At 74.0% G+C, this 21,382-nt stretch carries 22 protein-coding genes and 2 pseudogenes; 20 read left to right on the forward strand and 4 right to left on the reverse strand.

From position 1 onward, the window contains the following. Positions 1–137: 137 nt before the first annotated feature. Positions 138–809, reverse strand: a complete 672-nt coding sequence (locus KBX37_RS03695; protein WP_210774496.1) for a hypothetical protein — start codon at positions 807–809, stop codon at positions 138–140. 181 nt (positions 810–990) lie between these two features. Here KBX37_RS03695 and KBX37_RS03700 point away from each other — a divergent pair, with 181 nt between their 5' ends. Continuing rightward, positions 991–1,770: a GNAT family N-acetyltransferase gene (locus KBX37_RS03700; protein WP_210774497.1), complete on the forward strand. Its 780-nt coding sequence runs from the start codon at positions 991–993 to the stop codon at positions 1,768–1,770. Beyond that, positions 1,767–2,659 (forward strand): annotated as a pseudogene (locus tag KBX37_RS03705) (lysophospholipid acyltransferase family protein); the annotation flags it as partial. The gene KBX37_RS03700 and the pseudogene KBX37_RS03705, both read left to right, overlap by 4 nt. A gap of 419 nt (positions 2,660–3,078) precedes the next feature. Here the strand turns inward: KBX37_RS03705 and KBX37_RS03710 are convergent. After that, positions 3,079–3,279, reverse strand: a complete 201-nt coding sequence (locus tag KBX37_RS03710; protein ID WP_374103651.1) for a DUF397 domain-containing protein — start codon at positions 3,277–3,279, stop codon at positions 3,079–3,081. Beyond that, entirely contained in the window at positions 3,270–4,067 is a 798-nt protein-coding gene (locus KBX37_RS03715) for a helix-turn-helix transcriptional regulator (RefSeq protein ID WP_210774499.1), read from the reverse strand. The genes KBX37_RS03710 and KBX37_RS03715 overlap by 10 nt, the downstream gene beginning before the upstream one ends. Positions 4,068–4,459: 392 nt before the next feature. Here KBX37_RS03715 and KBX37_RS03720 point away from each other — a divergent pair, with 392 nt between their 5' ends. From KBX37_RS03720 to KBX37_RS03765, 10 genes are all read left to right on the forward strand, one after another. Then, positions 4,460–4,801, forward strand: a complete 342-nt coding sequence (locus KBX37_RS03720) for a hypothetical protein (RefSeq protein ID WP_210774500.1) — start codon at positions 4,460–4,462, stop codon at positions 4,799–4,801. 121 nt (positions 4,802–4,922) lie between these two features. Next, positions 4,923–5,408: a hypothetical protein gene (locus KBX37_RS03725; RefSeq protein WP_210774501.1), complete on the forward strand. Its 486-nt coding sequence runs from the start codon at positions 4,923–4,925 to the stop codon at positions 5,406–5,408. A gap of 15 nt (positions 5,409–5,423) precedes the next feature. Then, a complete protein-coding gene (locus KBX37_RS03730; protein WP_210774502.1) occupies positions 5,424–6,215 on the forward strand; it encodes a phosphotransferase in 792 nt (263 codons plus the stop codon). Between the two features lie 152 nt (positions 6,216–6,367). Further along, positions 6,368–7,204 carry a DUF4097 family beta strand repeat-containing protein gene (locus tag KBX37_RS03735; protein WP_210774503.1) on the forward strand — a complete coding sequence of 279 codons (837 nt, stop codon included), beginning with the start codon at positions 6,368–6,370 and terminating at the stop codon, positions 7,202–7,204. Beyond that, a complete protein-coding gene (locus KBX37_RS03740; protein ID WP_210774504.1) occupies positions 7,201–7,803 on the forward strand; it encodes a PadR family transcriptional regulator in 603 nt (200 codons plus the stop codon). The genes KBX37_RS03735 and KBX37_RS03740 overlap by 4 nt, the downstream gene beginning before the upstream one ends. A 68-nt stretch (positions 7,804–7,871) precedes the next feature. Further along, positions 7,872–8,573: a response regulator transcription factor gene (locus tag KBX37_RS03745; RefSeq protein WP_210774505.1), complete on the forward strand. Its 702-nt coding sequence runs from the start codon at positions 7,872–7,874 to the stop codon at positions 8,571–8,573. A 55-nt stretch (positions 8,574–8,628) separates the two neighbouring features. Then, positions 8,629–10,182, forward strand: a complete 1,554-nt coding sequence (locus KBX37_RS03750; RefSeq protein ID WP_210774506.1) for a cell wall metabolism sensor histidine kinase WalK — start codon at positions 8,629–8,631, stop codon at positions 10,180–10,182. A 62-nt stretch (positions 10,183–10,244) separates the two neighbouring features. Beyond that, the gene (locus KBX37_RS03755) at positions 10,245–11,861 is read left to right on the forward strand and encodes a trypsin-like peptidase domain-containing protein (protein WP_210774507.1); all 1,617 of its coding nucleotides are present in this window, start codon (positions 10,245–10,247) and stop codon (positions 11,859–11,861) included. A 191-nt stretch (positions 11,862–12,052) separates the two neighbouring features. After that, positions 12,053–12,724, forward strand: a complete 672-nt coding sequence (locus tag KBX37_RS03760) for a BON domain-containing protein (RefSeq protein WP_210774508.1) — start codon at positions 12,053–12,055, stop codon at positions 12,722–12,724. 152 nt (positions 12,725–12,876) lie between these two features. Continuing rightward, entirely contained in the window at positions 12,877–13,932 is a 1,056-nt protein-coding gene (locus KBX37_RS03765) for a glycosyltransferase family 4 protein (RefSeq protein WP_210774527.1), read from the forward strand. A 30-nt stretch (positions 13,933–13,962) separates the two neighbouring features. Here KBX37_RS03765 and KBX37_RS03770 read toward each other — a convergent pair whose 3' ends face one another. Then, the gene (locus tag KBX37_RS03770) at positions 13,963–15,447 is read right to left on the reverse strand and encodes a serine/threonine-protein kinase (protein ID WP_210774509.1); all 1,485 of its coding nucleotides are present in this window, start codon (positions 15,445–15,447) and stop codon (positions 13,963–13,965) included. Between the two features lie 191 nt (positions 15,448–15,638). Here KBX37_RS03770 and KBX37_RS03775 point away from each other — a divergent pair, with 191 nt between their 5' ends. The 8 genes and pseudogenes from KBX37_RS03775 to KBX37_RS03810 all read left to right on the forward strand — a co-directional run. Beyond that, positions 15,639–16,472 (forward strand): patatin-like phospholipase family protein, encoded by an 834-nt coding sequence (locus tag KBX37_RS03775; RefSeq protein WP_210774510.1) that lies wholly within the window; start codon positions 15,639–15,641, stop codon positions 16,470–16,472. After that, entirely contained in the window at positions 16,472–17,494 is a 1,023-nt protein-coding gene (locus tag KBX37_RS03780) for a 1-acyl-sn-glycerol-3-phosphate acyltransferase (RefSeq protein ID WP_210774511.1), read from the forward strand. Before KBX37_RS03775 ends, KBX37_RS03780 begins: the two co-directional genes overlap by 1 nt. 47 nt (positions 17,495–17,541) lie before the next feature. Further along, positions 17,542–17,862: a divalent-cation tolerance protein CutA gene (gene cutA, locus KBX37_RS03785; RefSeq protein WP_154942211.1), complete on the forward strand. Its 321-nt coding sequence runs from the start codon at positions 17,542–17,544 to the stop codon at positions 17,860–17,862. An 80-nt stretch (positions 17,863–17,942) separates the two neighbouring features. Then, positions 17,943–18,353 (forward strand): VOC family protein, encoded by a 411-nt coding sequence (locus KBX37_RS03790; RefSeq protein ID WP_210774512.1) that lies wholly within the window; start codon positions 17,943–17,945, stop codon positions 18,351–18,353. 81 nt (positions 18,354–18,434) lie between these two features. Continuing rightward, on the forward strand, positions 18,435–18,899 hold the full coding sequence (locus tag KBX37_RS03795; protein WP_210774513.1) for a helix-turn-helix transcriptional regulator: 465 nt from the start codon (positions 18,435–18,437) through the stop codon (positions 18,897–18,899). A gap of 5 nt (positions 18,900–18,904) precedes the next feature. Further along, positions 18,905–19,531 carry a glyoxalase gene (locus KBX37_RS03800; protein ID WP_210774514.1) on the forward strand — a complete coding sequence of 209 codons (627 nt, stop codon included), beginning with the start codon at positions 18,905–18,907 and terminating at the stop codon, positions 19,529–19,531. A gap of 116 nt (positions 19,532–19,647) precedes the next feature. After that, on the forward strand, positions 19,648–20,103 hold the full coding sequence (locus tag KBX37_RS03805; RefSeq protein ID WP_210774515.1) for a pyridoxamine 5'-phosphate oxidase family protein: 456 nt from the start codon (positions 19,648–19,650) through the stop codon (positions 20,101–20,103). Positions 20,104–20,182: 79 nt separating this feature from the next. Continuing rightward, positions 20,183–21,382, forward strand: a pseudogene (locus KBX37_RS03810) (hypothetical protein); the annotation flags it as partial.

The raw sequence follows: 21,382 nt of genomic DNA on the forward strand, positions 1-21,382 counted from the left end.
GCGGCGGCGCGTCACGCGCCGCGGTGTGCGGCGCCGTTGCGGAGAGCGCCGGGGCACAGCCTGGCAAGGGCGCGCAACCCGGTCAATCGGGCGCGGTCCGTAGTCCGGGCTCCACCTCACGCAGGAGGCGGTCGTCCTCAGGGACGAGAGGCGGGTTCCGGGGGCAGCGCGATCCAGGTGGCCCGGGCCCGGCCGAGCAGCGCGCCGGTCGGGGCGTACAGGCTGGTGCGCACGACCGCCTTGCGCCCCTCGCCGCCGACCAGCTCGCCGGTCACCACGCACTCGTCGCCGGGCCCGGGCAGCGCGTCGACGACCGCGGCGACCCGGCCGAGGACGTACGGCCGGCCCGGGGCGATGACGGCCCAGCCGCCCGGGCAGTCCAGCGCCGCCCAGACCGTGGCGGGCACCACCCGGTCGGGCGCGTGGAACGGCGCGGCGGTCCGGCCGTCCGGCAGCCGTCCCGGGAAGATCCGCAGCCCGTCCGGGCGGTCCGGGCCGCAGACGTAGCAGCCGGGGAAGGGGTGGTCCCGCAGGCCGGGGTACGCGGCCGAGGCGGCCGCCGCCGTCGCCGGGTCGACCGGGGCGACCGCCGCGGGCGGGTCGTCGGTCGGGCGGACCTGGGCGACGAGCTGCCCGTCCGGGTCGAGGACGTCGCCGTCGGCCAGCGTAAGCGGGGTCTCCAGCGGGGGCGGGCGGCGCAGCGTCACCTCGACCGGCCGGTCGCCCCCGTACGCCTCGGCGAAGACCCCGGCGCTCCACCCGCCGTTGCCCGATCCGGGCGGCCCGTTGAACCGGGACTCGATGATCATCGACGCACCTCCGTCGTGCCCGGCGCCGCCGCCGGGTCCGCCCGGGCAGCCTGCCACGCCGGCCCGGCGGAAGGTCCGGGAGCCCGGCGTCGGCGGTTCGGGGCGGACCGCCGACGGCCGTTCACCGGATCGACATCCTTCGCCGGGGCGGCCGGCAACCCCGGACACCTACACAGGTCCCATGGCCGTTCTGCACGCCGCTGGCGCACCCCTGACGACCAGCGGATACACCCTGCTGATCGCCGACGACCCCACCCAGGTCGCGGCCGCGCAACGCCTGCGCCACGAGGTCTTCGCCACCGAGCTGGGCGCGACGCTGCGCCCGGGCGGGGCCGGGCTGGACGTCGACGACCTCGACACCCACTGCGACCACCTGATCGTGCGCGAGGAGCGCACCGACGCGGTGGTCGGCACGTACCGGCTGCTGCCGCCGGGACGCACCGACCGCCGGTACGCCGCGAGCGAGTTCGACCTGACCTCCCTGGACCCGCTGCGCGACGTCCTGGTGGAGGCCGGCCGTTCCTGCGTCCACCCCGACCACCGCTCGGGTGCCGTGATCAACCTGATGTGGGCGGGCATCACCCGCTACCTGCACCTGCGCGGCTCCCATTGGCTGGGTGGCTGCGCCTCGGTGCCGGTGGGCGACGGGGGCCGGGCCGCCGCCGAGGTGTGGGCCCGGGCCCGCGCCCGGCACCTGGCCCCGCCGCTGCTGCGGGTCCGTCCGCTGCGGCCCTGGTTCGCCGAGCCGGGGGCGGTCGCGCTGGACACCGCCGAGGGCGGCGCCGCCGGGCAGGCGCTGATCCCACCGCTGCTGCGCGGCTACCTCCGGCTGGGCGCCTGGGTCGCCGGGGAGCCGGCGTACGACCCGGACTTCGGGGTGGCCGACTTCTACGTGCTCTTCTCCCTGGACCGGATGAACCCGCGCTACCTGCGGCACTTCCTGGGCGGGGCGCAGGAGTGAGCGCCGAGCTGTGGCGGCCCACCTCCGGCTGCGGTCCGGACTGCCTGCCGGTGCCGGGGCAGGTGCCCGCCGTGCCCGCCGCCCGGCGGGTGGCCCGGCTGCTGGGCGTACTCGGGATGCTGCTGGTGGGGGCGGGCCTGGCCGGGCTGCTGCCGGTGTTGCCGGCGGCGTCGCGTGCGACCGCGCTGCGCGGCTGGGCGCGGGCGACGGCGCGCGCCCTCGGGGTGCGGCTGGAGGTGCGGGGCCGGCCGCCGCGGCGGCGCGCGCTGCTGGTCGCCAACCACGTCTCCTGGCTCGACGTGCTGGCGGTGCTGGCCGTCGCGCCGGCCCGGATGCTGGCCAAGCGGGAGGTGCGGGCCTGGCCGCTGGTCGGGGTGCTGGCCCGCGCGGGCGGCGCGCTCTTCGTCGACCGGGCCCGGCCCCGCGAACTGCCGGCGACCGTCGCCCGGATCGCCGGGACGCTGCGGGCCGGTGACCCGGTCGCGGTCTTCCCGGAGGGTACGACCTGGTGCGGCACCCTGACCGCCGGCGACTGCCGGCCGGGGCGGGGGTTCCGGCCGGCCGTTTTCCAGGCGGCGATCGACGCCGGGGCGCCGGTGGTGCCGCTGCGCGTCGGCTACGGCTGCGCCGCGACCGGCGAGGCCACCACGGCGGCCGCCTTCCTCGGCGACGACACCCTCTGGCGGTCGGTACGCCGGGTGCTCGCCGCCCGCGACCTGGTGGTCACCGTCCGGGTCGCCGCGGCCCTGCATCCGGCCCGGGACGCGGACCGGCGGGCGCTGGCCCGGGCCGCCGAGTCGGCGGTCCACCTGGTGCCGGCCCCGCCTGCCGCGCCTCGTCCGGTGACCGCGCCGACCGGCCCGGGCCTCCTCCAGGCGGCAGATTCGACCCGGGCGGCGGCTGCCGGGTGGACGGCTGTCTCCCCGCCGGCCGAGCTCGGTGCCTCGACAGGCGCAACGGAGCTGGACCTGGCGGCCTGAAGCTCACCCGACTCGCGACCGACTCCCGGCGGCGAGGGTCGGCCGATCCACGTGGAGCACCGCGACGGGCGGCTCACCGCCGTCCAGGAGCGGAGGTTCCGCTGGTCGGAGGTGGCAGCCGCAGCTGAGGAGGCACTGCCTCGTGTCCGCTGGGCAGCCGGCCGCAGGCACCGTACGAGCGGATCACGGTCAGGCGATCACCGTACGGCCAAGGCGTCGCTGGTGAGCGACGGCATCGACGAGCAGTACTGCACCGGAGCGTGCCTCGTCAGGTAACAAAGAAGACCCCCAGCTTCGCGCTGGGGGCCTTCTCTACGTTCAAGGCAGATCAGCCGACGGGGCCGATCTGCTTCGCCAGGTCAACAAAGGACTGCCACGACTGCGGGTCGAAGTTGAGGGTGCCGCCCTCCCGGTCCTTGGTGTCGCGCACCAGCACGGCCCCCGGCATGTTGTCGGCAATTTCGACGCAGGACCCGCCGTTGCCGCCGGACTTCGTCGACTTCCGCCACTGCGGGGTCATCACGTCCATGACTTCGCCACTTCCTTGATCAGCTCGATTGACTGCCGGCGGGGGAGGGCTTCGTTCCGCACAACCTCCCACGTCTTTGCCAGCGTAGCGACATCCGCAGGCGCATCGACGATCTGTGCACTGAGCTGGTTGTCCGCGTGCGCTACCCGTGCGCCGTCCGGCAGTTCGGCGATGATGAACTGACCGGCCAGCCCCAGATACATGCCAGCATCCATTGGCACGACGTGCACCTGAATATGCTCGTCGGCCGCGACGTGGGCCAGGTACTCGCACTGCTCGGCCATGAGTCCCGGCTGACCGAGCACCGGCCGGCGAAGCACCGCCTCGTCCAGGACAGCGACGAGCTGGGGCGGTCGCGGGCGCTGAAGGATGGACTGCCGCTCCAGCCGGGAGGCCACGATCCGGTCGACGTCCTCGGCCGCGAATCGGCCGCCGGCCAGCGTGGATCGGGCGTACCGCTCGGTCTGGAGCAGGCCAGGGACATAGGCCAGCTCGAACCACCGCAGCGTGGTCGCCGCGCGCTCGAACTCGATCCACTCCCGCAGCCAGGTCGGCTCCGCGTCCAGCTGGGCCAGCCTCTCCAGCATCCGCACGAACCGGCCGCCGGTCCTGTACCTCTCGTCGATTGCCCGCATGTACTCCTTCGTGGGCGGGCGACCGCCGGTGTCGACAGAGCTGACGTGTGAGCCTGAGTACCCGATGGCCTTGCCGAAGTCGTCCTGGCTGAGCCCGAGCCCGGCTCGGAACAGGCGCAGCTCCTCCAGCACATAGTCCGTAGCGATCCCCATCGATTCCCCAACCTCTACTCAGTCTCGTCGGCGCGTTGCTCGCGGCTGCTCAACTGGCCCGCTGGCCTGCACAGATGCTGCGAGCAGGTATCGACAGTAGTGGCGTCCTAACCAGACTGTCACCAATGCGGACCTGCTCGTCGCCGGACGGGGCTCGGGCGGACTCCGTGCCCGGGCCGCTCTGCTTCCCCGTGGTGGAGCGGCCCTTCCCAGCTACCCGAGGAGGTTGAGGTGTCGCCGTGGTTCAACCGCAGGACCGAGCAGCCAGCGCACAGACCCGGCGACAACCCGCTCGCCTGGATGTGCGAGCCGACGAGGGCGTACTCGACTTTGGACGTCGGCCGCGTCGGCCGGCTGACTCCGGCGCAGGCGTGGCGCGCGAACGGGGGGAGATGGTGATCTCTGCTCAGCTCCCGACACCCCGCCTCGGCCCGCACCCGGACCGGCCCAGCTACCGCACGCAGACCACGCCGCCGCACACCCCGATGCGACCCCACTGGTTCTGCCGGTCGTGCGGTCAGCCCTGGCCGTGCGCCCAGTCCCGACTCCTGCTGAAGGCGGAGTACGAGCGCAAGCTCCCGACCCTGTCGATCTATCTCGCCGGCCTGATGTACGAGGCGATGCAAGACCTCTACCACCTGAACCCGCACGACGGGCCGAGCCCGCGCGAGCTGTTCGACCGCTTCGTCGCTTGGGGGCCGTTCCGCCGAGCTGTGGTCAGCGGGGCGAAATGAGTCGCCGCCGGTCAAGGGCGAGGGGGCCTCCGTGCCGACCGTGCCGAGAGCCTTCCGCACACCAAGATCGCTTCAAGCCAGGACAGGCACGGACGCAACGCACAAGGACCAAGGAGGAGCCTTGACTATCACTGCCGACAAGCCGGCCACGATCGCCGCCGACCCCCGAACCCTCGTCTCCACCGAACTGTTCGACAAGATCGCCCGCTACTTCGCCGCGCAGCAGGAGGTGACCCAGACCTACGCCGAGCGTGCGGTCGGGCAGTTCCTCGTCTTCCTGAAGGCGTACGCCGACTCGCAGGACGAGCCCGACTTCGGGATGCGTCTGCCGTCCGGCGGGTCCTACCGGGTCGTTCCGACCCGGCCGGTCGACGCCGTCTGGCACGCCGCTCTCCAGATCAGCGAGCCCTACACCGCCGTCTGCGAGAAGATCGCGGGTCACTACGTGCACCATCGTCCGGTCCTGACCGAGGCCATGCAGGATGGTACCGCCATCACCTACACGCTCGCCGCGTTGCACGAGACCGGGCACCGGGTCGACATGGAATTCTGGGGTGGCGAGGCCGAGTCCTGCTGCCCGCCGAACCCGCCTCAGCCAGGCAGGTAGCAGAGAAGAGACCCGATGCGAAGTGACTGGACCGCGCTGCCCGAGACCGTCACGGCGAAGATCGCCCAACGGGTCGGCGGAGCCTTCGACGCCGTCGCGGCTCCGAGTGGCAACCATGCGGAGATCGCCTCGACCATCACCGGGCCAGCCGGAAGGGTCTTCATCAAGGCGGCCTCTGGAGGGCTGAGCGTTCGGTCACTGCGCTACGAGCTGACGGCGACCCAGGCCATCGACTGGTACCCGCCGGCAATCCTGTGGCACTTCGAGTGCGACGGCTGGTTGGTGGTGGGGGCCGAGCATCTTGACGGCCCCCACCCCGAACTGTCGCCCGGCAGCCCGGACCTCGATCTGCTCGCCGTGGCGCTCAAGGAACTCCAGGAGACAACCGCGCCGGCCGGACTGTGGTTCACCCCTGACGCCCGGCTCGGATTCGCGCATCCGGCGATGGACGGCGGCACGCTCATCCACTCCGATTTCAATCCGGCCAACCTGATCGCCACCACACGTGGCCTGCGAATCGCTGACTGGGCGTACGCGACCAAGGCAGCCCCGTGGGTCGAACTCGCGTTGCTCGTCCAGTGGCTCATCGGCAGCGGTCACACCCCTGAGCAGGCAGAGGAGTGGCTAGCGCAGTTCCCCGCATGGACTGCGACTGGCCGCGAGTCCTTGGACGAGTTCGCGTCGAGGAACGCCTCGAAGTGGTCAACCAAGTCCCAGCAGAGCACTGAGGGATGGGTGCACGTCCTCGCGGCCGGGACCGGCGAGTGGGCGGCCCACCGCAGAGCCGCGTTTGGCGGGCCAGCCTGAAGTCGCCTCGGTGCATTGAGGGCCGGAAGGGAGCTGGGCCTGGCGGCCTGACGCGTACCCGACTCGCGACGTGTCTTGTCCTATCGCGATGTATCGCGTTACGCTCCTCCCAGGCGTGGGCCGCCGGCCGTGCGCATCGAGGGGAGGACGCCATGACCAGCTGGACGGTCGAGCAGCCGCGACGCTTCACCCTGGACGACCCGGTCACCGAACTCGACGTGCGGCTGATCAGCGGTCGGCTCAACGTGGTCGCCACCGACGGCCCGGCCCGGGTCGACATCACCCAGGCCAGCGGCGAGGGTCGGCCGATCCACGTCGAGCACCGCGACGGCCGGCTCAGCGTCGTCCAGGAGCGGAAGTTCCGCTGGTCGCAGGTGTTCCGGTGGGTCGGCCCACTGGCCCGCTGGCCCCGGGTCGACGTCTCCGTCGCGGTCCCCGCCCACGTGGCGGCCACCCTCAACCTGATCGACGGCTCGCTGGTCGCCTCCGGGCTGCGCGGGCGGACCCGGGCCGACGTGACCTCCGGCCAGATCACCCTGATGGGGCTGCGCGGCGCCACCGCCGCGAAGATCGTCTCCGGTCCGGTGGAGGCGCTCGGGGTGGCCGGCGAGGTCACCCTGGAGACCGTCTCCGGCGAGGTCATCGTGGCCGACAGCGCGCCGGGCCAGGTCCGCGCGCACACCGTCTCCGGTGCGATCACCTGCGACTTCGACAATCCCCGGCGCAGCGAGATCCGGCTCAGCACCATCTCCGGCAGGATCACCGTCCGGGTCCGGGAGGACAGCGACCTCGCCGTCCGGCTGCACACCGCCTCCGGCCGTATCACCAGCGGCTTCCCCCAGGTGCTGGCCAGCCGGGGGCTGGCCGCGGTGCGCGACAGCGAGGGAGTCCTCGGGGCGGGCGAGGGTAAGCTCTGGGCCTCCGCGACGTCGGGCAGCATCGAGCTGCTCGCCCGTCCGGTGGACGACGACCAGGAGGAGCTGCCGTGACCGCCGTGTTCAGTCACGGGCGGCTCCGGCTCTACCTGCTCAAGCTGCTCGACGACGGCCCGAAGCACGGCTACGAGCTGATTCGGCTGCTGGAGGACCGCTTCCTCGGCCTGTACGCCCCGAGCGCCGGCACGATCTATCCCCGTCTGCAACGGCTGGAGGTGGAGGGGCTGGTCACCCACACCGCGGCCGGCGGCCGAAAGGTCTACGAGATCACCGAGGCCGGCCGGGCGGAGCTGCGGCAGCGCGCCGGCGAACTGGCCACCCTGGAGGCCGACATCACCGCCTCGGTGCAGGACCTCTCCACCCTCGCCGGGGAGATTCAGACCGAGGTTCGCGGCTCGGTCCGGGACCTCAAGCGCGAGCTGCGCGAGGCGGCCCGGCAGACCCGGCAGGCCCGCTGGGACCGGCCGGTGCCGCCGGCGGCTCCCGCCCCCGCCGCCTCACCGCTGCTGACGGAGTTCGACCAGCGGCTGGCCGCCTTCACCATGGAGGTCGGCGGGCTGGTCCGGGCGCACCGACTTTCCGACAACCAGTTGCGTACGGCGATCCGGGTCCTCGACGGGGCGCTCGACGGGCTCCGCCGGCTGCTGCGCTGACGCGGCTCACAGGGTCTTTTCAGGAAGCGTCCAGCGCCGGCGCAGCCGCGTCGCGGATGATGGCGGGCATGGCCGCTACCCAGACCGAGGCGCGACTGCTCGTCGTCGAGGACGATCCCAACATCCTCGAACTGCTCTCCGCCAGCCTGCGCTTCGCCGGCTTCGACGTGGCCACCGCCACCAGCGGCAGCGCGGCGTTGAGCACCGCGAAGGACCACCGTCCCGACCTCGTGGTCCTCGACGTGATGCTGCCCGACCTGGACGGCTTCGAGGTCATCCGGATGCTCCGCGAGGGCGGCACCCGTACCCCGGTGGTGTTCCTGACGGCGCGGGACGCCACCGACGACAAGATCCGTGGGCTCACCCTGGGCGGCGACGACTACGTCACCAAGCCGTTCAGCCTGGAGGAGCTGACCGCCCGGATCCGCGCAGTGCTGCGGCGTACGGCCACCGGCGACCACGCCCCCTCCCGGCTCACCTTCGCCGACCTGGAGCTGGACGAGGAGACCCACGAGGTGCACCGGGCCGGCCAGCGGGTGCAGCTCTCGCCGACCGAGTTCAAGCTGCTGCGCTACCTGATGCTCAATGCCAACCGGGTGCTCAGCAAGGCGCAGATCCTCGACCACGTCTGGAACTACGACTTCCGGGGCGACGACAACATCGTCGAGTCCTACATCTCGTACCTGCGCCGCAAGGTGGACAACACCCAGCCCCGGCTGATCCACACCCTGCGCGGGGTGGGCTACGTGCTGCGCAAGCCGACAGCGTGAGCGCGAGGACCGAGTCGGTTCCGCGAGCCCCGCAGTCGCGAACCACGGTGCACCGATGAGCGTCCTGCACGACGCGAAGGGCCGAATCCGCAGCGTCCCGTTGCGGATCAAGCTGGTCGCGTCGGTGCTGGCGCTGGTCGCCGCCGCGCTGCTCGTAATCAGCTCGCTGACCACGTACTTCCTCCGCAACTACCTGGTCGGCCAGGTGGACGCCGAGCTCCAGGCGGCCAGCGTCCAGGTCGGCCGGGTCCTGCCCGACCTGCAGTCCGGTCGCGTGCGCGCGTCGCTGCCCACCGACTACGTCGTCGCCCTGGCCAACGCCGACGGCGGCGAGATCATCGGGTACGACCCGGTCCTGGAGCGCGACGACCTGCCGCCGATCCCGGCCGACGTGGCCGGCTTCCGGGCCGAGCAGGGTGAGCCCTTCACCGTCCGAGCCCAGGACGGCCACGACCGCTGGCGGATGCTCTACCGCGAGCTGCCGGACGGCAGCGTGCTGGCGGTCGGCCAGCACCTGACCGACGTCGACCTGGCCGTCAAGCGGCTGGTCTGGATAGACCTCCTGGTCGGCGGCGCGGTGCTGATCCTGCTCGCCTCGATCGGCGCGGCGATCGTGCGGACCAGCCTCAAGCCGCTGGTGGAGATCGAGCGCACCGCTGCCGCGATCGCCGGTGGCGACCTCACCAGACGGGTGCCCGACCCGGAGGAGGGGCAGGAGTGCGCGACCTCCGAGCTGGGCCGGCTCTCCCGCGCGCTGAACGCGATGCTGGCCCAGATCGAGGCCGCCTTCACCGCCCGGGCCGCGTCGGAGACCGCCGCCCGCTCGGCGGAGGCCGGCGCCCGGGACGCGGCACACGCCGCGCAGATCTCCGAGGCGCGGGCCCGCCGCTCGGAGGAGCGGATGCGGCAGTTCGTCGCGGACGCCTCGCACGAGCTGCGTACCCCGCTGACCACCATCCGGGGCTTCGCCGAGCTGTACCGGCAGGGCGCGGCCCGCGCGCCCGAGCAGACCGCCGACCTGCTGCGCCGCATCGAGGACGAGGCGGCCCGGATGGGGCTGCTGGTGGAGGACCTGCTGCTGCTGGCCCGGCTGGACCGGGAACGGCCGCTCTCGCTGGCCCCGATCGAGCTGCCGGTGCTCGCCTCCGACGCCGTGCAGGCCGCGCGGGTGGTCGCCCCCGACCGGCGGATCGAACTGGAGATCGAGCCCGGCTCGGGGTCGCTGGTGGTGCACGGGGACGACGCCCGGTTGCGGCAGGTCATCGGCAACCTGATGACCAACGCGCTCACCCACACCCCGCCCGACGCGTCGGTGACCCTGCGCCTGCGCGCCGAGCCGGGGAACCTGGCCGTGGTCGAGGTGGCCGACACCGGTCCGGGCCTCACCCCGGAGCAGGCCGAGCGGGTGTTCGAGCGCTTCTACCGCGCCGACGCGGCCCGGACCCGCCGGGCGAGCGGGATCACCAGCACCGGGCTGGGGCTGGCCATCGTCGCCGCCCTGGTCACCGCCCACCACGGCACCGTGCAGGTCGCCGAGACCCCGGGCGGCGGGGCGACCTTCCGGGTCCGGCTGCCGCTGCTGCCGGACGCCGACGGCGAGACCGACTGACTTTCAGAAAACATTCAGGCGGGTTCCAGGCTGGTGCCAGTGCGACGGGAGAAAGTGGAGCCATGACCGAGTTCGAGACCGACCCGCAGCGGCGGCCGGCCGCCCCCGACGCGGAGCCGTCGCACCCCACCGCCGAGCTGTCCCCCGTCGAGCCTGGGCAGTCCGACTCCACCGAACCCCGCCCGGCCGCCCCGGGCGACGCCGCCGGCACCGCGGGGGAGCCGGCCGGCACCCAGCCGGGCGCCGCCACCACGCCGGACGCCCAGACCTCGGCCGCCCCGTACGCCGGCCAGACCTCCGCCGGCCCGTACCCGGGCGCCGGGCAGGCCTCCGCCGCGCCGTACGCCGGCCAGGCCTCCGGTGCCGGGTACCCGTCGGCCGGGTACCCGCAGGCGGGGCAGGCCTCCGCCGCGCCGTACCCGGGCGGGGCGCATGGTGGTGAGCAGGCCTACCGCCCCGGCTACCAGCCGTATCGGTCCCCCGGTCAGTACCCGGCCGCCGGCTACCAGCCCGGGCCCGCCCAGCAGCCCGGCTGGACGGCGGGCTACCCGGGTGCGCAGGGGCCCGGTGGGCCGGTCCCGCCGCAGCACGGCGGGCAGCCGGTGCCGCCCTGGGCCGCCGGCCCGCGCCCCTCGAAGGTGGCCAAGTTCGTCGGCGCCGGCGTGGCGGTCTTCGCCCTGATGCTCGGCTCTGGCGTGGCCGGTGGCGCGCTCGCTCTCGCGGTCGACGACTCCGGCGGCATCACCCGCACCTACTCGGCCGCGCCGGTGATCAACAGCGCCGACCTGCCGAAGATCGCCGCCGCCGTGCAGGACAGCGTGGTCTCCATCATCACGGGCAACGGCGAGGGCTCCGGCGTGATCCTGAGCGCGGAGGGCTTCGTGTTGACCAACAACCACGTGGTCGCCTCCGCCTCCGGCGACACCGTCCGGGTGGTCTTCGCCGACGGCAAGACCGCCCAGGCCAAGATCGTCGGTACCGACCCGAAGACCGACCTCGCCGTGGTCAAGGCCAGCGGTGTCAGCGACCTGAAGGCCGCGAAGTTCGGCGACAGCGACGGGATGCAGGTCGGCGACCAGGTGCTCGCCCTGGGCAGCCCGCTGGGCCTGCAGGGCTCGGTCACCGCCGGCATCCTCAGCGCCCGGGACCGGACCATCCAGGCCGGCGAGAACGGGCAGCAGCAGAACCCGCAGCAGGGCGCCAGCTCGATCTCCGGGCTGCTCCAGACCGACGCACCGATCAATCCCGGCAACTCCGGCGGCGCGCTGGTCAACACCCGGGGCGAGGTGATCGGCATCAACACCGCGATCGCCACCGCCGGACAGGGCAGCAGCGGCAACATCGGGGTCGGCTTCGCGATCCCCAGCAACAAGGCCAAGGACGTCGCCGAGAAGCTCCAGCGCGGCGAGAAGGTCAGCCACCCGTCCCTCGGGGTGAGCGTCAACGCCGCCGAGGACGGCGGGGCGCTGGTCGCCGCGGTCGTGCCGGGCAGCGCCGCCGAGAAGGCCGGCATCCAGCGGGGCGACGTGATCACCAGGTTCGGCGACAAGGTGGTCAACGACTCCAACGACCTGGTCGGCGCCGTGCAGGCCGGCAAGGTCGGCGACCGGGTCGAGGTGACCTACAAGCGAAATGGTGCCGAGGCGAAGGCAACCGTGACGCTCGCCGAGACGTCATAACACCAGACCTGCCTCCTCCGGGGCGGCGGGTGGCGGAGCCAAGGGGGTTGGCTCTGTCACCCGTCGCCTTTTTTCGCACCCCGTGGCCCCCACGACGCCGGTCCGCTGCCGGTTCACCCCGCCAGGGTGAGCCGGCCTCACCCGAGGAGTCGGCATCCTCGCCAGGAGCCGACCGCACGGGAGGGGACGCCATGACGACGGCAGCGGCCACCCGCACCGATCCGGACATCCAGCGCGACGTGCTCGACGAACTGGCCTGGGACCCGCAGGCCCAGCCGCACGAGATCGGGGTGAGCGTCGCCGACGGCGTGGTCACCCTGACCGGCCGGGTCGACAGCTACGCCCGCAAGTGGGCGGCGCAGCGCTGCGCGCACCGGGTACGAGGCGTGCGGGCGGTCGCCGACGACATCGAGGTACGCCTGCCCGGCCTGGACGGTCAGGACGACGGCGAACTCGCCCTCGCCGCCGCACGGGCGCTGGAGTGGGACAGCTTCGTGCCCGCCGAGCGGCTGGACGTGACGGTCTCCGCCGGCTGGCTGATGCTGCGCGGCGAGGTGGAGTTCGGCTACCAGCGGCGCACCGCCGAGCAGGAGCTGCGCCGGCTGCGGGGCGTACGCGGGGTGACCAACCTGGTCGAGGTGGTGCCGCCGGCCCCGCCCAGCGCCGAGCAGACCGCTCTGGACCTGCGCCGGGCGTTGCGCCGCCGGACCGGCACCGAGGCCATCACCGTGGAGCTGGCCGGCGACACCGTCGTCCTGGGCGGCACCGTCCGCTCCTGGTGGGAGCGGGACGAGGCGGAGCGGGTCGCCTGGTCGGCACCGGGCGTACGGGCCGTCGACGACCGTCTCGTCGTCACCGGGTGAGCCGCCGGTGGCGTCCGACGAATGTCCGTTTAGCGCAGCCGGGGTGGGGAAATCGCCGCCGATCCCGCTCACCGGGAAGCAACGGGGGAGGACCTGTGGCCGTGACCCACCGTCCGTCGGAGAGCCCGCCGCGAGGGCCGCTGCGGATCGCGATGGTGGTCCCGCCGTGGCTGTCGGTGCCGCCGCCCGGCTACGGCGGGCTGGAGCAGGTGGTGCACGGGCTGGTGGACCGCCTGGTCGAGCGCGGCCACGCGGTGACCCTGTTCGGCGCGGGCCGGCACCACGGCACCGCCGCCGACTTCGTCTCCACCGTCGAGGACCTCCAGTACGCCCGGCTGGGCGAGGCGCTGCCGGAGCTGGCCCACCTGGCCCGGGTGAGGCACCTGGTCACCGCGGCCGACTTCGACGTGATCCACGACCACACCACGATCGGCCCGCTGGTCGCCGGCCGGCGGGCGGTGCCGACCGTGGCCACGGTGCACGGCAACCCCGTCGGCGAGTACGGCACCGTGCTCAGCGACGTGGACCGGGGCGTGGGGCTGGTGGCCATCTCGCACACGCAGCGCCGGCTGAACCCGGGCCTGCCCTGGGTGGGGACCGTGCACAACGCGATGGACGTGCGGGAGTTCCCGCACAAGCAGAGCCCCGGCCGGGGCCCGGTGCTCTGGCTGGCCCGGTTCAGTCCGGACAAGGGACCGGACCTCGCGATCCGCGCCTGCCGGGCGGCCGGCCTGCCGCTGACCCTGGCCGGCAAGTGCAACGAGCCGGCCGAGCGGCGCTACTTCGCCGAGGTCGTCGAGCCGTTGCTGGACGAGGACGTCACCGTGGTGTTCAACGCCGACCGGGAGGCGACCATCCGGCTGATGGTGGACGCGCGCTGCCTGATCATGCCGATCCAGTGGGACGAGCCGTTCGGCATCGTGATGGTGGAGGCGATGGCGACCGGTACGCCGGTCGTGGCGCTGCGGCGCGGCGCCGTGCCGGAGCTGGTGGTGGACGGGGTCACCGGGCTGATCCGGGACCACGCCGAGGAGCTGCCGGCGGCGCTGCGCGCGGCGGACCGGCTGGACCCACAGGCCTCCGTCGCGCACGTGGCCCGGAGCTTCTCCACCGACGGGATGGCGGAGGGCTACGAGGCGGTGTACCGGCGGCTCGCCTTCGGCGCCGCCGCGCCGGCCCGGGAGCCGGCGCCGGTCGCCACCCGCTGACCGCGGGACCGGCGCAGCCCCGACCGGAGGTCAGACCCGGCTGGTGCCGAGGTCCACGATGGCCGCGTCGAGGCGGCGCGCGTACGCCGGGGTGATGCCGCCCTCGTCGACGCGGTGGGTGACCTTCTCGCGCAGCAGCGCCACCGGCTCGGCCAGGTCGGACCGCCCGTCGGCGGCCGACCGGGTCAGGTTGGCCAGCACGTTGCGCAGGTCGGTGCCGACGTCGGCGCGGACGTCACCGCTGCGCACCCCGTCGTCGATGAGCCGGCGCAGCCGCTCGGCGGCCTCGGTGAGCCCACCGCCGCCCTGCCCGCCGTCCGGGGTGGGTCGCGGTCGGGACGGCGGCGCGCTGGTCGCCGCCGCGGTCGACTCCAGGGGAGGGGATGTGGACGGTCCGGCGGGCGGGATCGTCGGCTGCACCGCCGGGGCGCCGGTCCGCCGGGCGTCCGGCGGCGGCGTCGACTCGGGCACCAGGGTCGGGGCGAGCAGCGCGGCGGCCGTGGTCACCACCACCACCAGCGCCATCATCACCACCAGCAGCGGCCGCCGTCGCCGCGGCGGCGCTCCGGCCTGCGCGGATCGCCCGGCCGGATCCGCCTGCCCGGCGGCCTGGCCGGCAGCCTGGCCGGGCAGCGCGGGCAGGGTCACGGTCGGCGCGAGCATCGTGGCGGCCTGCGGGTCGCCGGGCAGCAGCTGGTCGCGCAGCGCCGCGGCCACCTGGTGCGCGGTGGGCCGGTCGCGCGGGTCGCGGGCCAGGCAGCGCAGGCAGGTACGGGCGACCGCCGGCGGCAGCCCCGGCACACCGTCCAGGGTGGGCGGTTCGTCGGTGGCCAGCGCCTCGCCGAGCTGCTCCCAGGTGTCCGCCGGGTACGGCACCTGGCCGGTCAGCGTCTCGTAGAGCAGCACGCCGAGGGAGTAGACGTCGGTGGCCGGCTGGGCCGGCGCCCCGTCCAGCCGCTCCGGCGCGACGTACGCGGGGGTGCCGAAGGTGCCGCCGTCCTCGTCCTCGTCCGGGGCGCCGACGTGGGTGGCGATGCCGAAGTCCAGCACCTTCGCGCCGACCCGGGTCATCATCACGTTGGACGGGGTGATGTCCCGGTGCACGATGCCGAGCCGGTGGGCGGCCGCGAGGGCCTCGGCGACCTGGGCGCCCACCTCCACCGCCTCGGCCCAGGGCAGCGGCCCCTCGGTCAGCCGGTGCTCCAGCTCCTCCCCGGTGAGCAGCTCCATCACCACGAACGAGGTGATCGAGCCGTCCGGGGCGAGCGTCTCGCCGTAGTCGTGCACCGAGGTCACGTGCGGGTGGACCAGCTGGGCGGCGGAGCGGGCCTCCTCGCGGACCATGTCCCGGAAGCGGGCGTCGGTGGCCAGGGAGGGGGCGAGCACCTTGACCGCGACGATCCGGTCGAGCACCTCGTCGCGGGCCCGCCAGATCACCGACATGCCACCGGCCCCGATCTGGTCGACGAGCCGGTACCGGCGGGCCAGCAACCTGCCGGCGTGCAGCGCTGCCATCAGTGATCGCACCTGCCTGGGGTGGGGGCGGTATCAGGTTGCGGGAATGTGTCCGCCGTGTCAACGGTCGTCCGGATTGGCGGTCACCCTCCGTCGTGGACGGCTCGCACGCCGCCACCTGAACCCGGCCGCACCCGGGTGACCAGCGGCTGGACCCGGTCGACCGGCGGGCACGTGCCAGGATGAACGACATGGCTGGGGGTCCGGTGGCGTTCGTGCTCGGCGGCGGGGGAGTGCTCGGCGCGGTCGAGGTGGGCATGCTGCGCGCCTTGTTCCGCGCCCGGATCCGCCCGGACGTGGTGCTCGGCACCTCCATCGGGGCGGTCAACGGCGCGCTGGTCGCCGCCGACCCGACCGAGGCGGTCACCGACCGGCTGGTCCGGCTCTGGGCCTCGCCGGAGGCGAGCGAGGTGTACGGCGACTCGGTCGCCCGCCAGCTGCGCCGGTTCGCCGCGCGTACCCACCTGCACTCGCCCCGGCCGCTGCGCAAGCTGCTCGAGTCCGAACTGGGCGCCGCGACCACCTTCGCCGACCTGAAGGTGCCGTTCCGCTGCTGCGCGGCGAACATCGAGCGGGCCGCCGAGCACTGGTTCGACAGCGGTCCGCTGGTGCCGGCCGTGCTCGCCTCGGCCTCCGTGCCGGGGCTGCTGCCACCGGCCCGGATCGACGACCAGCACTACGTCGACGGGGGGATCGTCAACTCCATCCCGATCGGCGAGGCGGTCGCGCTGGGCGCGCGGCAGATCTTCGTACTCCAGGTGGGTCGGATCGAACGGGAGCTGACGCCGCCCCAGCGGCCCTGGGAGATCGCCCAGGTCGCGTTCGAGATCGCCCGGCGGCACCGGTTCGCCCGGGAGATGGCGGCGCTGCCCGACGGGGTGGAGGTGCACGTGCTGCCCACCGGTGGGCTGAATCCCCGCGACGACAGCCCGTGGGCCTACCGGGACATGGCGGCGGTGGGGCGGCGGATCAGCCGGGCCTACACCGCCTCCCGGCACTACCTGGCCACCCAACTGGACCGCTGATGCCGCTGCCGCCCCGGTGGGTACGCCGGATGCTGCTGGCCCCCGGCGTGGTGCTGCTCGCGCTGGCCGTGGTCATCACGGTGCCGGTCTGGGCGCTGCTCGGCCTGGCGTTGTCGCCCTTCGTGCCCGGCCGGCTGCGGCCGCTGCGCCTGCTCTGGATCGGCTCCGTCTACCTGGTCTGGGACGCGGCGGCGCTGGCCGCGCTCTTCCTGCTCTGGCTGGCGTCCGGGTTCGGGCTGCGCAAGCGCGCGCCGGCCTTCCAGCGCGCGCACTACGCGCTCGCCGGCCGTTTCCTGCGGGTGCTCTTCTGGCAGGCCCGCTGGACGCTGCGGCTGAGCATCGACGTGGTCGGCACCGACCCGGACACGGCCCTGCCCGGCCGCCCGGAGCTGGTGCTCTGCCGGCACGCCGGGCCGGGTGACTCGTTCATCCTGATCCACGCGCTGGTCAACTGGTTCCACCGCGAGCCGCGGATCGTGCTCAAGGAGAGCCTCCAGTGGGACCCGGCGATCGACGTGCTGCTCAACCGGCTGCCCAACCGGTTCATCGCGCCCGGCCCGGACGGCCTTGACTCGGCGGTCCGGCAGATTGGCCAGCTCGCCACCGACCTCGACGACGACGACGCGTTCGTGATCTTTCCGGAGGGCGGCAACTTCACGCCCGGCCGCCGGCTGCGGGCCATCGCCCGGCTTCGCGCGCTCGGGCTGGAGCGGATGGCGTCGCGCGCCGAGCGGATGCGGCACGTGCTGGCGCCACAGCCCGGCGGGCTGCTCGCCGCGCTGGACGCCGCCCCGGACGCCGGGGTGATCTTCGTGGCGCACACCGGGCTGGACCGGATGGTCACCGTGGCCGACGTCTGGCGGGAACTGCCGATGGACAAGCGGATCGTGATGCGCTTCTGGTCGGTGCCGCCGGAGGAGGTGCCGACCGACCGGCAGGAGCGCATCGACTGGCTCTTCGACTGGTGGGCCCGGATCGACACCTGGATCGCCGCCAACCGCGACGGCGTGCCGACCGGCTGACCGCGCGGGTCGGGGCCGCCCGTGGCGACGCCGCGTAGGGTGCGCTGATGGAACAGATCTGCGTGGTCACGACGGTGGTGGACGCGCGCCCGGTCGCGGACGCGCTCGCGGCCGAGGCGGTCGCCGGGCGGCTGGCGGCCTGCGCGCAGGTGGGCGGCCAGGTCGACAGCACCTACTGGTGGCGGTCCGCCGTGGAGACCGGCACCGAGTGGTCGGTGCAGTTCAAGACCGCCCCCGACCGGGTGGTCGCGCTGGTCGACCGGATCCGCGCCGCCCATCCGTACGAGGTGCCGGAGATCCTGGTGTCCCGGGTGGAGTGCGGGGAGCCCGCGTACGCCGCCTGGGTGCACGAGAACACCCGTACCTAGGTGCACCTGGCGGAGCAGGTGGCCGGATCGATCAGGAATCGAGAAGTGCGGGTCAGGGTGCCGGACCTAACGTGATCGTCATGGACATCACCATTCACACCAGCTTCCTGCCGCATGTCGACCCGGACGCCTCCCTGGCCTTCTACCGGGACGTCCTCGGCTTCGAGGTCCGCAACGACGTCGGACAGGGCAAGATGCGTTGGATCACGGTCGGCCCCGTCGGCCAGCCCGACACGTCCATCCTCCTGGCGCCGCCGGCCGCCGACCCCGGGGTCACCGAGGACGAGCGCCGCACCATCGCCGAGATGATGGCCAAGGGCACCTACGGCTGGATCCTGCTGGCCACCCGGGACCTCGACGGCACGTTCGAAAAGCTGCAGGCCGGCGACGCCGAGGTCGTCCAGGAGCCGATCGAGCAGCCGTACGGCATCCGCGACTGCGCCTTCCGCGATCCCGCGGGCAACCTGGTCCGCATCCAGGAACTCCGCTGAGCCCTCCCGTCGTCGAGCACCCGGCCGCCTGCTCGGCAGGCGCCCCGGGTGCTCCCGGACATCTTCGAAAGGAGTTCCCTCATGTGTCACCCCTCGTGGGGGCGCGCACTCGCCGAGGCGCAGCGCCTGAACGACCTCGCGCGGCTGCGCCGGGTCCGCGACCGGATCGACCGGGAGTACGCGCAGCCGCTGGACGTCGAGGCGCTCGCCCGTGGCGCGAACATGTCGGCCGGGCACCTCAGCCGCCAGTTCCGGCAGGCCTACGGCGAGTCGCCGTACTCCTACCTGATGACGCGGCGCATCGAGCGCGCCATGGCGCTGCTGCGCCGCGGCGACCTGAGCGTCACCGAGGTCTGCTTCGCGGTCGGCTGCTCGTCGCTGGGCACCTTCAGCACCCGCTTCACCGAGCTGGTCGGTGTGCCGCCGAGCACCTATCGGGCCGAGCAGGCTCGCGCGACGGCGGGGATGCCGCCGTGTGTGGCGAAACAGGTGACCAGACCGGTCAGGAACCGAGAAGCGCCGGTCGCCGAGGCGCACCTAGCGTGATGACCATGGCAAACATCGAATCCGTCACCCTCGAAGTGGCCGACTCCACGGCCGCCCAGCGCTTCTACACCGCCGCCTTCGGATTGGACACGCAGATCCGCCTGCGGGCCTCGGCGGCTCCGACGACCGGCTTCCGTGGGTTCATGCTGGCCCTCACGGTGTCCCAGCCGGCCACCGTCGACGGCTTCATCGGCGCTGCCCTGGACGCCGGCGCCACGTCGCTGAAGCCTGCCGCGAAGTCGCTCTGGGGCTACGGCGGTGTCGTACAGGCCCCCGACGGGACGATCTGGAAGGTCGCGACCTCGGCGAAGAAGGACACCGGCCCGGCCACCCGGCAGATCGACGAGATGGTGCTCCTGCTGGGGGTCGCGGACGTGGCCGCGAGCAAGCGGTTCTACGTCGAGCGCGGCCTTGCCGTGGCGAAGAGCTTCAGCCGCATGTACGTCGAGTTCGCTGCCGGGTCGAGTCCCGTCAAGCTGGCGCTGTACCGGCGGCGTGCCCTTGCCAAGGACGTCGGCGTCGCTCCCGACGGCACCGGATCGCACCGGCTCATGATCGGCGGTCCTGCCGGGCCGTTCACCGACCCGGACGGGTTCGCCTGGGAGGCCGTCTCGCTGGCACCCACGCCCTGACGGCTGCGTGCCCTGTCCGGCGGCCGATCACGAGACGGCCGCCGGGTGAACCGACCGATGACCGACGGAGCCCTTTCCCTGAGGGAAGGGCTCGCCACGACGTGACTGGGGGAAGCATGACGGGCGCGCCGCCGCGTGGGCTTGAGGAGAGGCTGCGGGACACCCGCGCGAAGCTGGAGAGCGAGGTCGATCTCTGGGTCGCGACGTCGGGCTCCCCGGGCGGCGTCCACCTCATTCCGCTCTCGTACCTCTGGGACGGGACCGCGTTCGTCATCTCGACGCCGCGCGCCTCGGTCACCGGACGCAACCTGCTGGCGGACGGCCGGGTGCGGCTCAGCCTCGGGCCGACGCGCGATGTCGTCGTCGTCGACGGCACCGCCGAGCCGGTGGCCATCGCCGACCTCGGCCCGCAGGCGGGCGACGCGTTCGCGGCCAGGACCGGTTTCGACCCGCGCGAACTCGACGAGCCCTACCAGTACTTCCTGATCCGGCCGCGGCGCATCCAGGCCTGGCGAGAGGTGAACGAGATGCGGGGACGGGTCCTCATGCGCGACGGCCGCTGGCTCGGCTGACCGTCGCAGGGGAACCGCACCGGTACACCTAGGTACGCGCACTCTGGGCGCGCCCCGGCCACGCCGCGAGGATGGCCGGGTGGAGAACACCGGCTACCCCTGCCCCGGCTGCGGCGCGCCCGCCGATCTCGTCCGCGGCTGCTCCGGCTGCGGCCGCCCGCCGTACCCGCCCGCCGCCGAGGTGATCCGGCTGGACGCGGAGATCCGTGCGCTCGGTCAGGAGGTGGAGCGGGCCCGCGAGGCGTACCAGGGGCTCGCCGGCCGGCTGCTCGCGGCGCAGCGCCGGCGGGCGGAGCTGGCGGCCCGGGTCCGCGCGGAGGTCGCCCGTCCGGTGCCGGCCGGTCCGTTGCCCCCGGTACCGCCGATCCCGGTCCGACCCGCCCCGGTCCCGCCGTCGCCGGGCCGGCCGGAGACCTCCACCCGGACGGTGCAGGGGCTGCTGTTCGTCCTCGGCGGGCTGCTGCTCGGCACCGCGGCGGTGGTCTTCACCGCCGTGGCCTGGGCCGCCGTCGGGGTCGCCGGGCGGGCCGCGATCCTGGCCGCGTTCACCGTGCTGGCCCTGGCCGCGCCGCTGGTCGCGGCGCGGCGCGGGCTGCGGGGCACCGCGGAGACCTTCGCCGCGGTGGGGCTGCTGCTGGTGGTCCTCGACGGGTACGCCGCCTGGGCGGTGGACCTGTTCGGCGTGGCCGACTGGCCGGGCACCCGGTACGCCGCGCTGGTCGGGGGGGCCGGCGCGGCCGTCGCCGCCGGGTACGCCCGGCTCAGCCGGTTGACCGTGCCCTGGTTCGCGGCGCTCCTCGTCGCGCAGCCGGTGCTGCCGCTGGCGGCGGTGGCGGCCCGCCCCGGCGCCGCCGGGTGGACCCTGGTCCTGCTCGGGGTGGCGTTGCTCGACCTCGTGGTGGTGGTCGCGCTGCGGCGCCGCTCCGCGGCGCCGGCCGAGCCCGGCCCGGTGCCTCCCGGTCCCGTCGCCGCCCCGGCTTCGCCCGGTGCGGTCGCTGCGGCGGCGGACCAGGGCACGGCCACGGGCCAGCCGGCGTCCGCCGGGGCCGGTGGGGGGCCGGCGGTGGTCGGCGGGGGGACGCCGGCCGCTGGGCCGGGGGCGCGGATCGGGGGGCCGGCGGCCGGTGGGGGACCGGCCGCCGGGCCGCGCGTCCCGGCCGTCGTGCGGGCCGGACAGGTGCTCGCCTGGCTCGGCTTCGGGGCCGCGGCGGCGCTCGCCGCCGGCTGCGCGCTGGTGCCGCTGGCCTGGGGCCGGGCCGCCGGCCGGCCGCTCCTGGCC

Origin of the sequence: Micromonospora sp. U56, assembly GCF_018070095.1 — a bacterium.
GTDB classification, from domain to species: Bacteria; Actinomycetota; Actinomycetes; order Mycobacteriales; family Micromonosporaceae; genus Micromonospora; species Micromonospora purpureochromogenes.

What these genes read in the sequence shown, in the direction of transcription:
- KBX37_RS03745 (WP_210774505.1), top strand. Translation starts at nt 7,872, where the DNA reads ATGGCCGCTACCCAGACCGAGGCGCGACTGCTCGTCGTCGAGGACGAT.
- KBX37_RS03775 (WP_210774510.1), top strand. Translation starts at nt 15,639, where the DNA reads ATGGCTGGGGGTCCGGTGGCGTTCGTGCTCGGCGGCGGGGGAGTGCTC.
- KBX37_RS03755 (WP_210774507.1), top strand. Translation starts at nt 10,245, where the DNA reads ATGACCGAGTTCGAGACCGACCCGCAGCGGCGGCCGGCCGCCCCCGAC.
- cutA (WP_154942211.1), top strand. Translation starts at nt 17,542, where the DNA reads ATGGAACAGATCTGCGTGGTCACGACGGTGGTGGACGCGCGCCCGGTC.
- KBX37_RS03715 (WP_210774499.1), bottom strand. Translation starts at nt 4,067, where the DNA reads ATGGGGATCGCTACGGACTATGTGCTGGAGGAGCTGCGCCTGTTCCGA.
- KBX37_RS03720 (WP_210774500.1), top strand. Translation starts at nt 4,460, where the DNA reads ATGGTGATCTCTGCTCAGCTCCCGACACCCCGCCTCGGCCCGCACCCG.
- KBX37_RS03735 (WP_210774503.1), top strand. Translation starts at nt 6,368, where the DNA reads ATGACCAGCTGGACGGTCGAGCAGCCGCGACGCTTCACCCTGGACGAC.
- KBX37_RS03730 (WP_210774502.1), top strand. Translation starts at nt 5,424, where the DNA reads ATGCGAAGTGACTGGACCGCGCTGCCCGAGACCGTCACGGCGAAGATC.
- KBX37_RS03770 (WP_210774509.1), bottom strand. Translation starts at nt 15,447, where the DNA reads ATGGCAGCGCTGCACGCCGGCAGGTTGCTGGCCCGCCGGTACCGGCTC.
- KBX37_RS03750 (WP_210774506.1), top strand. Translation starts at nt 8,629, where the DNA reads ATGAGCGTCCTGCACGACGCGAAGGGCCGAATCCGCAGCGTCCCGTTG.
- KBX37_RS03805 (WP_210774515.1), top strand. Translation starts at nt 19,648, where the DNA reads ATGACGGGCGCGCCGCCGCGTGGGCTTGAGGAGAGGCTGCGGGACACC.
- KBX37_RS03695 (WP_210774496.1), bottom strand. Translation starts at nt 809, where the DNA reads ATGATCATCGAGTCCCGGTTCAACGGGCCGCCCGGATCGGGCAACGGC.
- KBX37_RS03760 (WP_210774508.1), top strand. Translation starts at nt 12,053, where the DNA reads ATGACGACGGCAGCGGCCACCCGCACCGATCCGGACATCCAGCGCGAC.
- KBX37_RS03710 (WP_374103651.1), bottom strand. Translation starts at nt 3,279, where the DNA reads ATGGACGTGATGACCCCGCAGTGGCGGAAGTCGACGAAGTCCGGCGGC.
- KBX37_RS03780 (WP_210774511.1), top strand. Translation starts at nt 16,472, where the DNA reads ATGCCGCTGCCGCCCCGGTGGGTACGCCGGATGCTGCTGGCCCCCGGC.
- KBX37_RS03700 (WP_210774497.1), top strand. Translation starts at nt 991, where the DNA reads ATGGCCGTTCTGCACGCCGCTGGCGCACCCCTGACGACCAGCGGATAC.
- KBX37_RS03765 (WP_210774527.1), top strand. Translation starts at nt 12,877, where the DNA reads ATGGTGGTCCCGCCGTGGCTGTCGGTGCCGCCGCCCGGCTACGGCGGG.
- KBX37_RS03790 (WP_210774512.1), top strand. Translation starts at nt 17,943, where the DNA reads ATGGACATCACCATTCACACCAGCTTCCTGCCGCATGTCGACCCGGAC.
- KBX37_RS03795 (WP_210774513.1), top strand. Translation starts at nt 18,435, where the DNA reads ATGTGTCACCCCTCGTGGGGGCGCGCACTCGCCGAGGCGCAGCGCCTG.
- KBX37_RS03800 (WP_210774514.1), top strand. Translation starts at nt 18,905, where the DNA reads ATGGCAAACATCGAATCCGTCACCCTCGAAGTGGCCGACTCCACGGCC.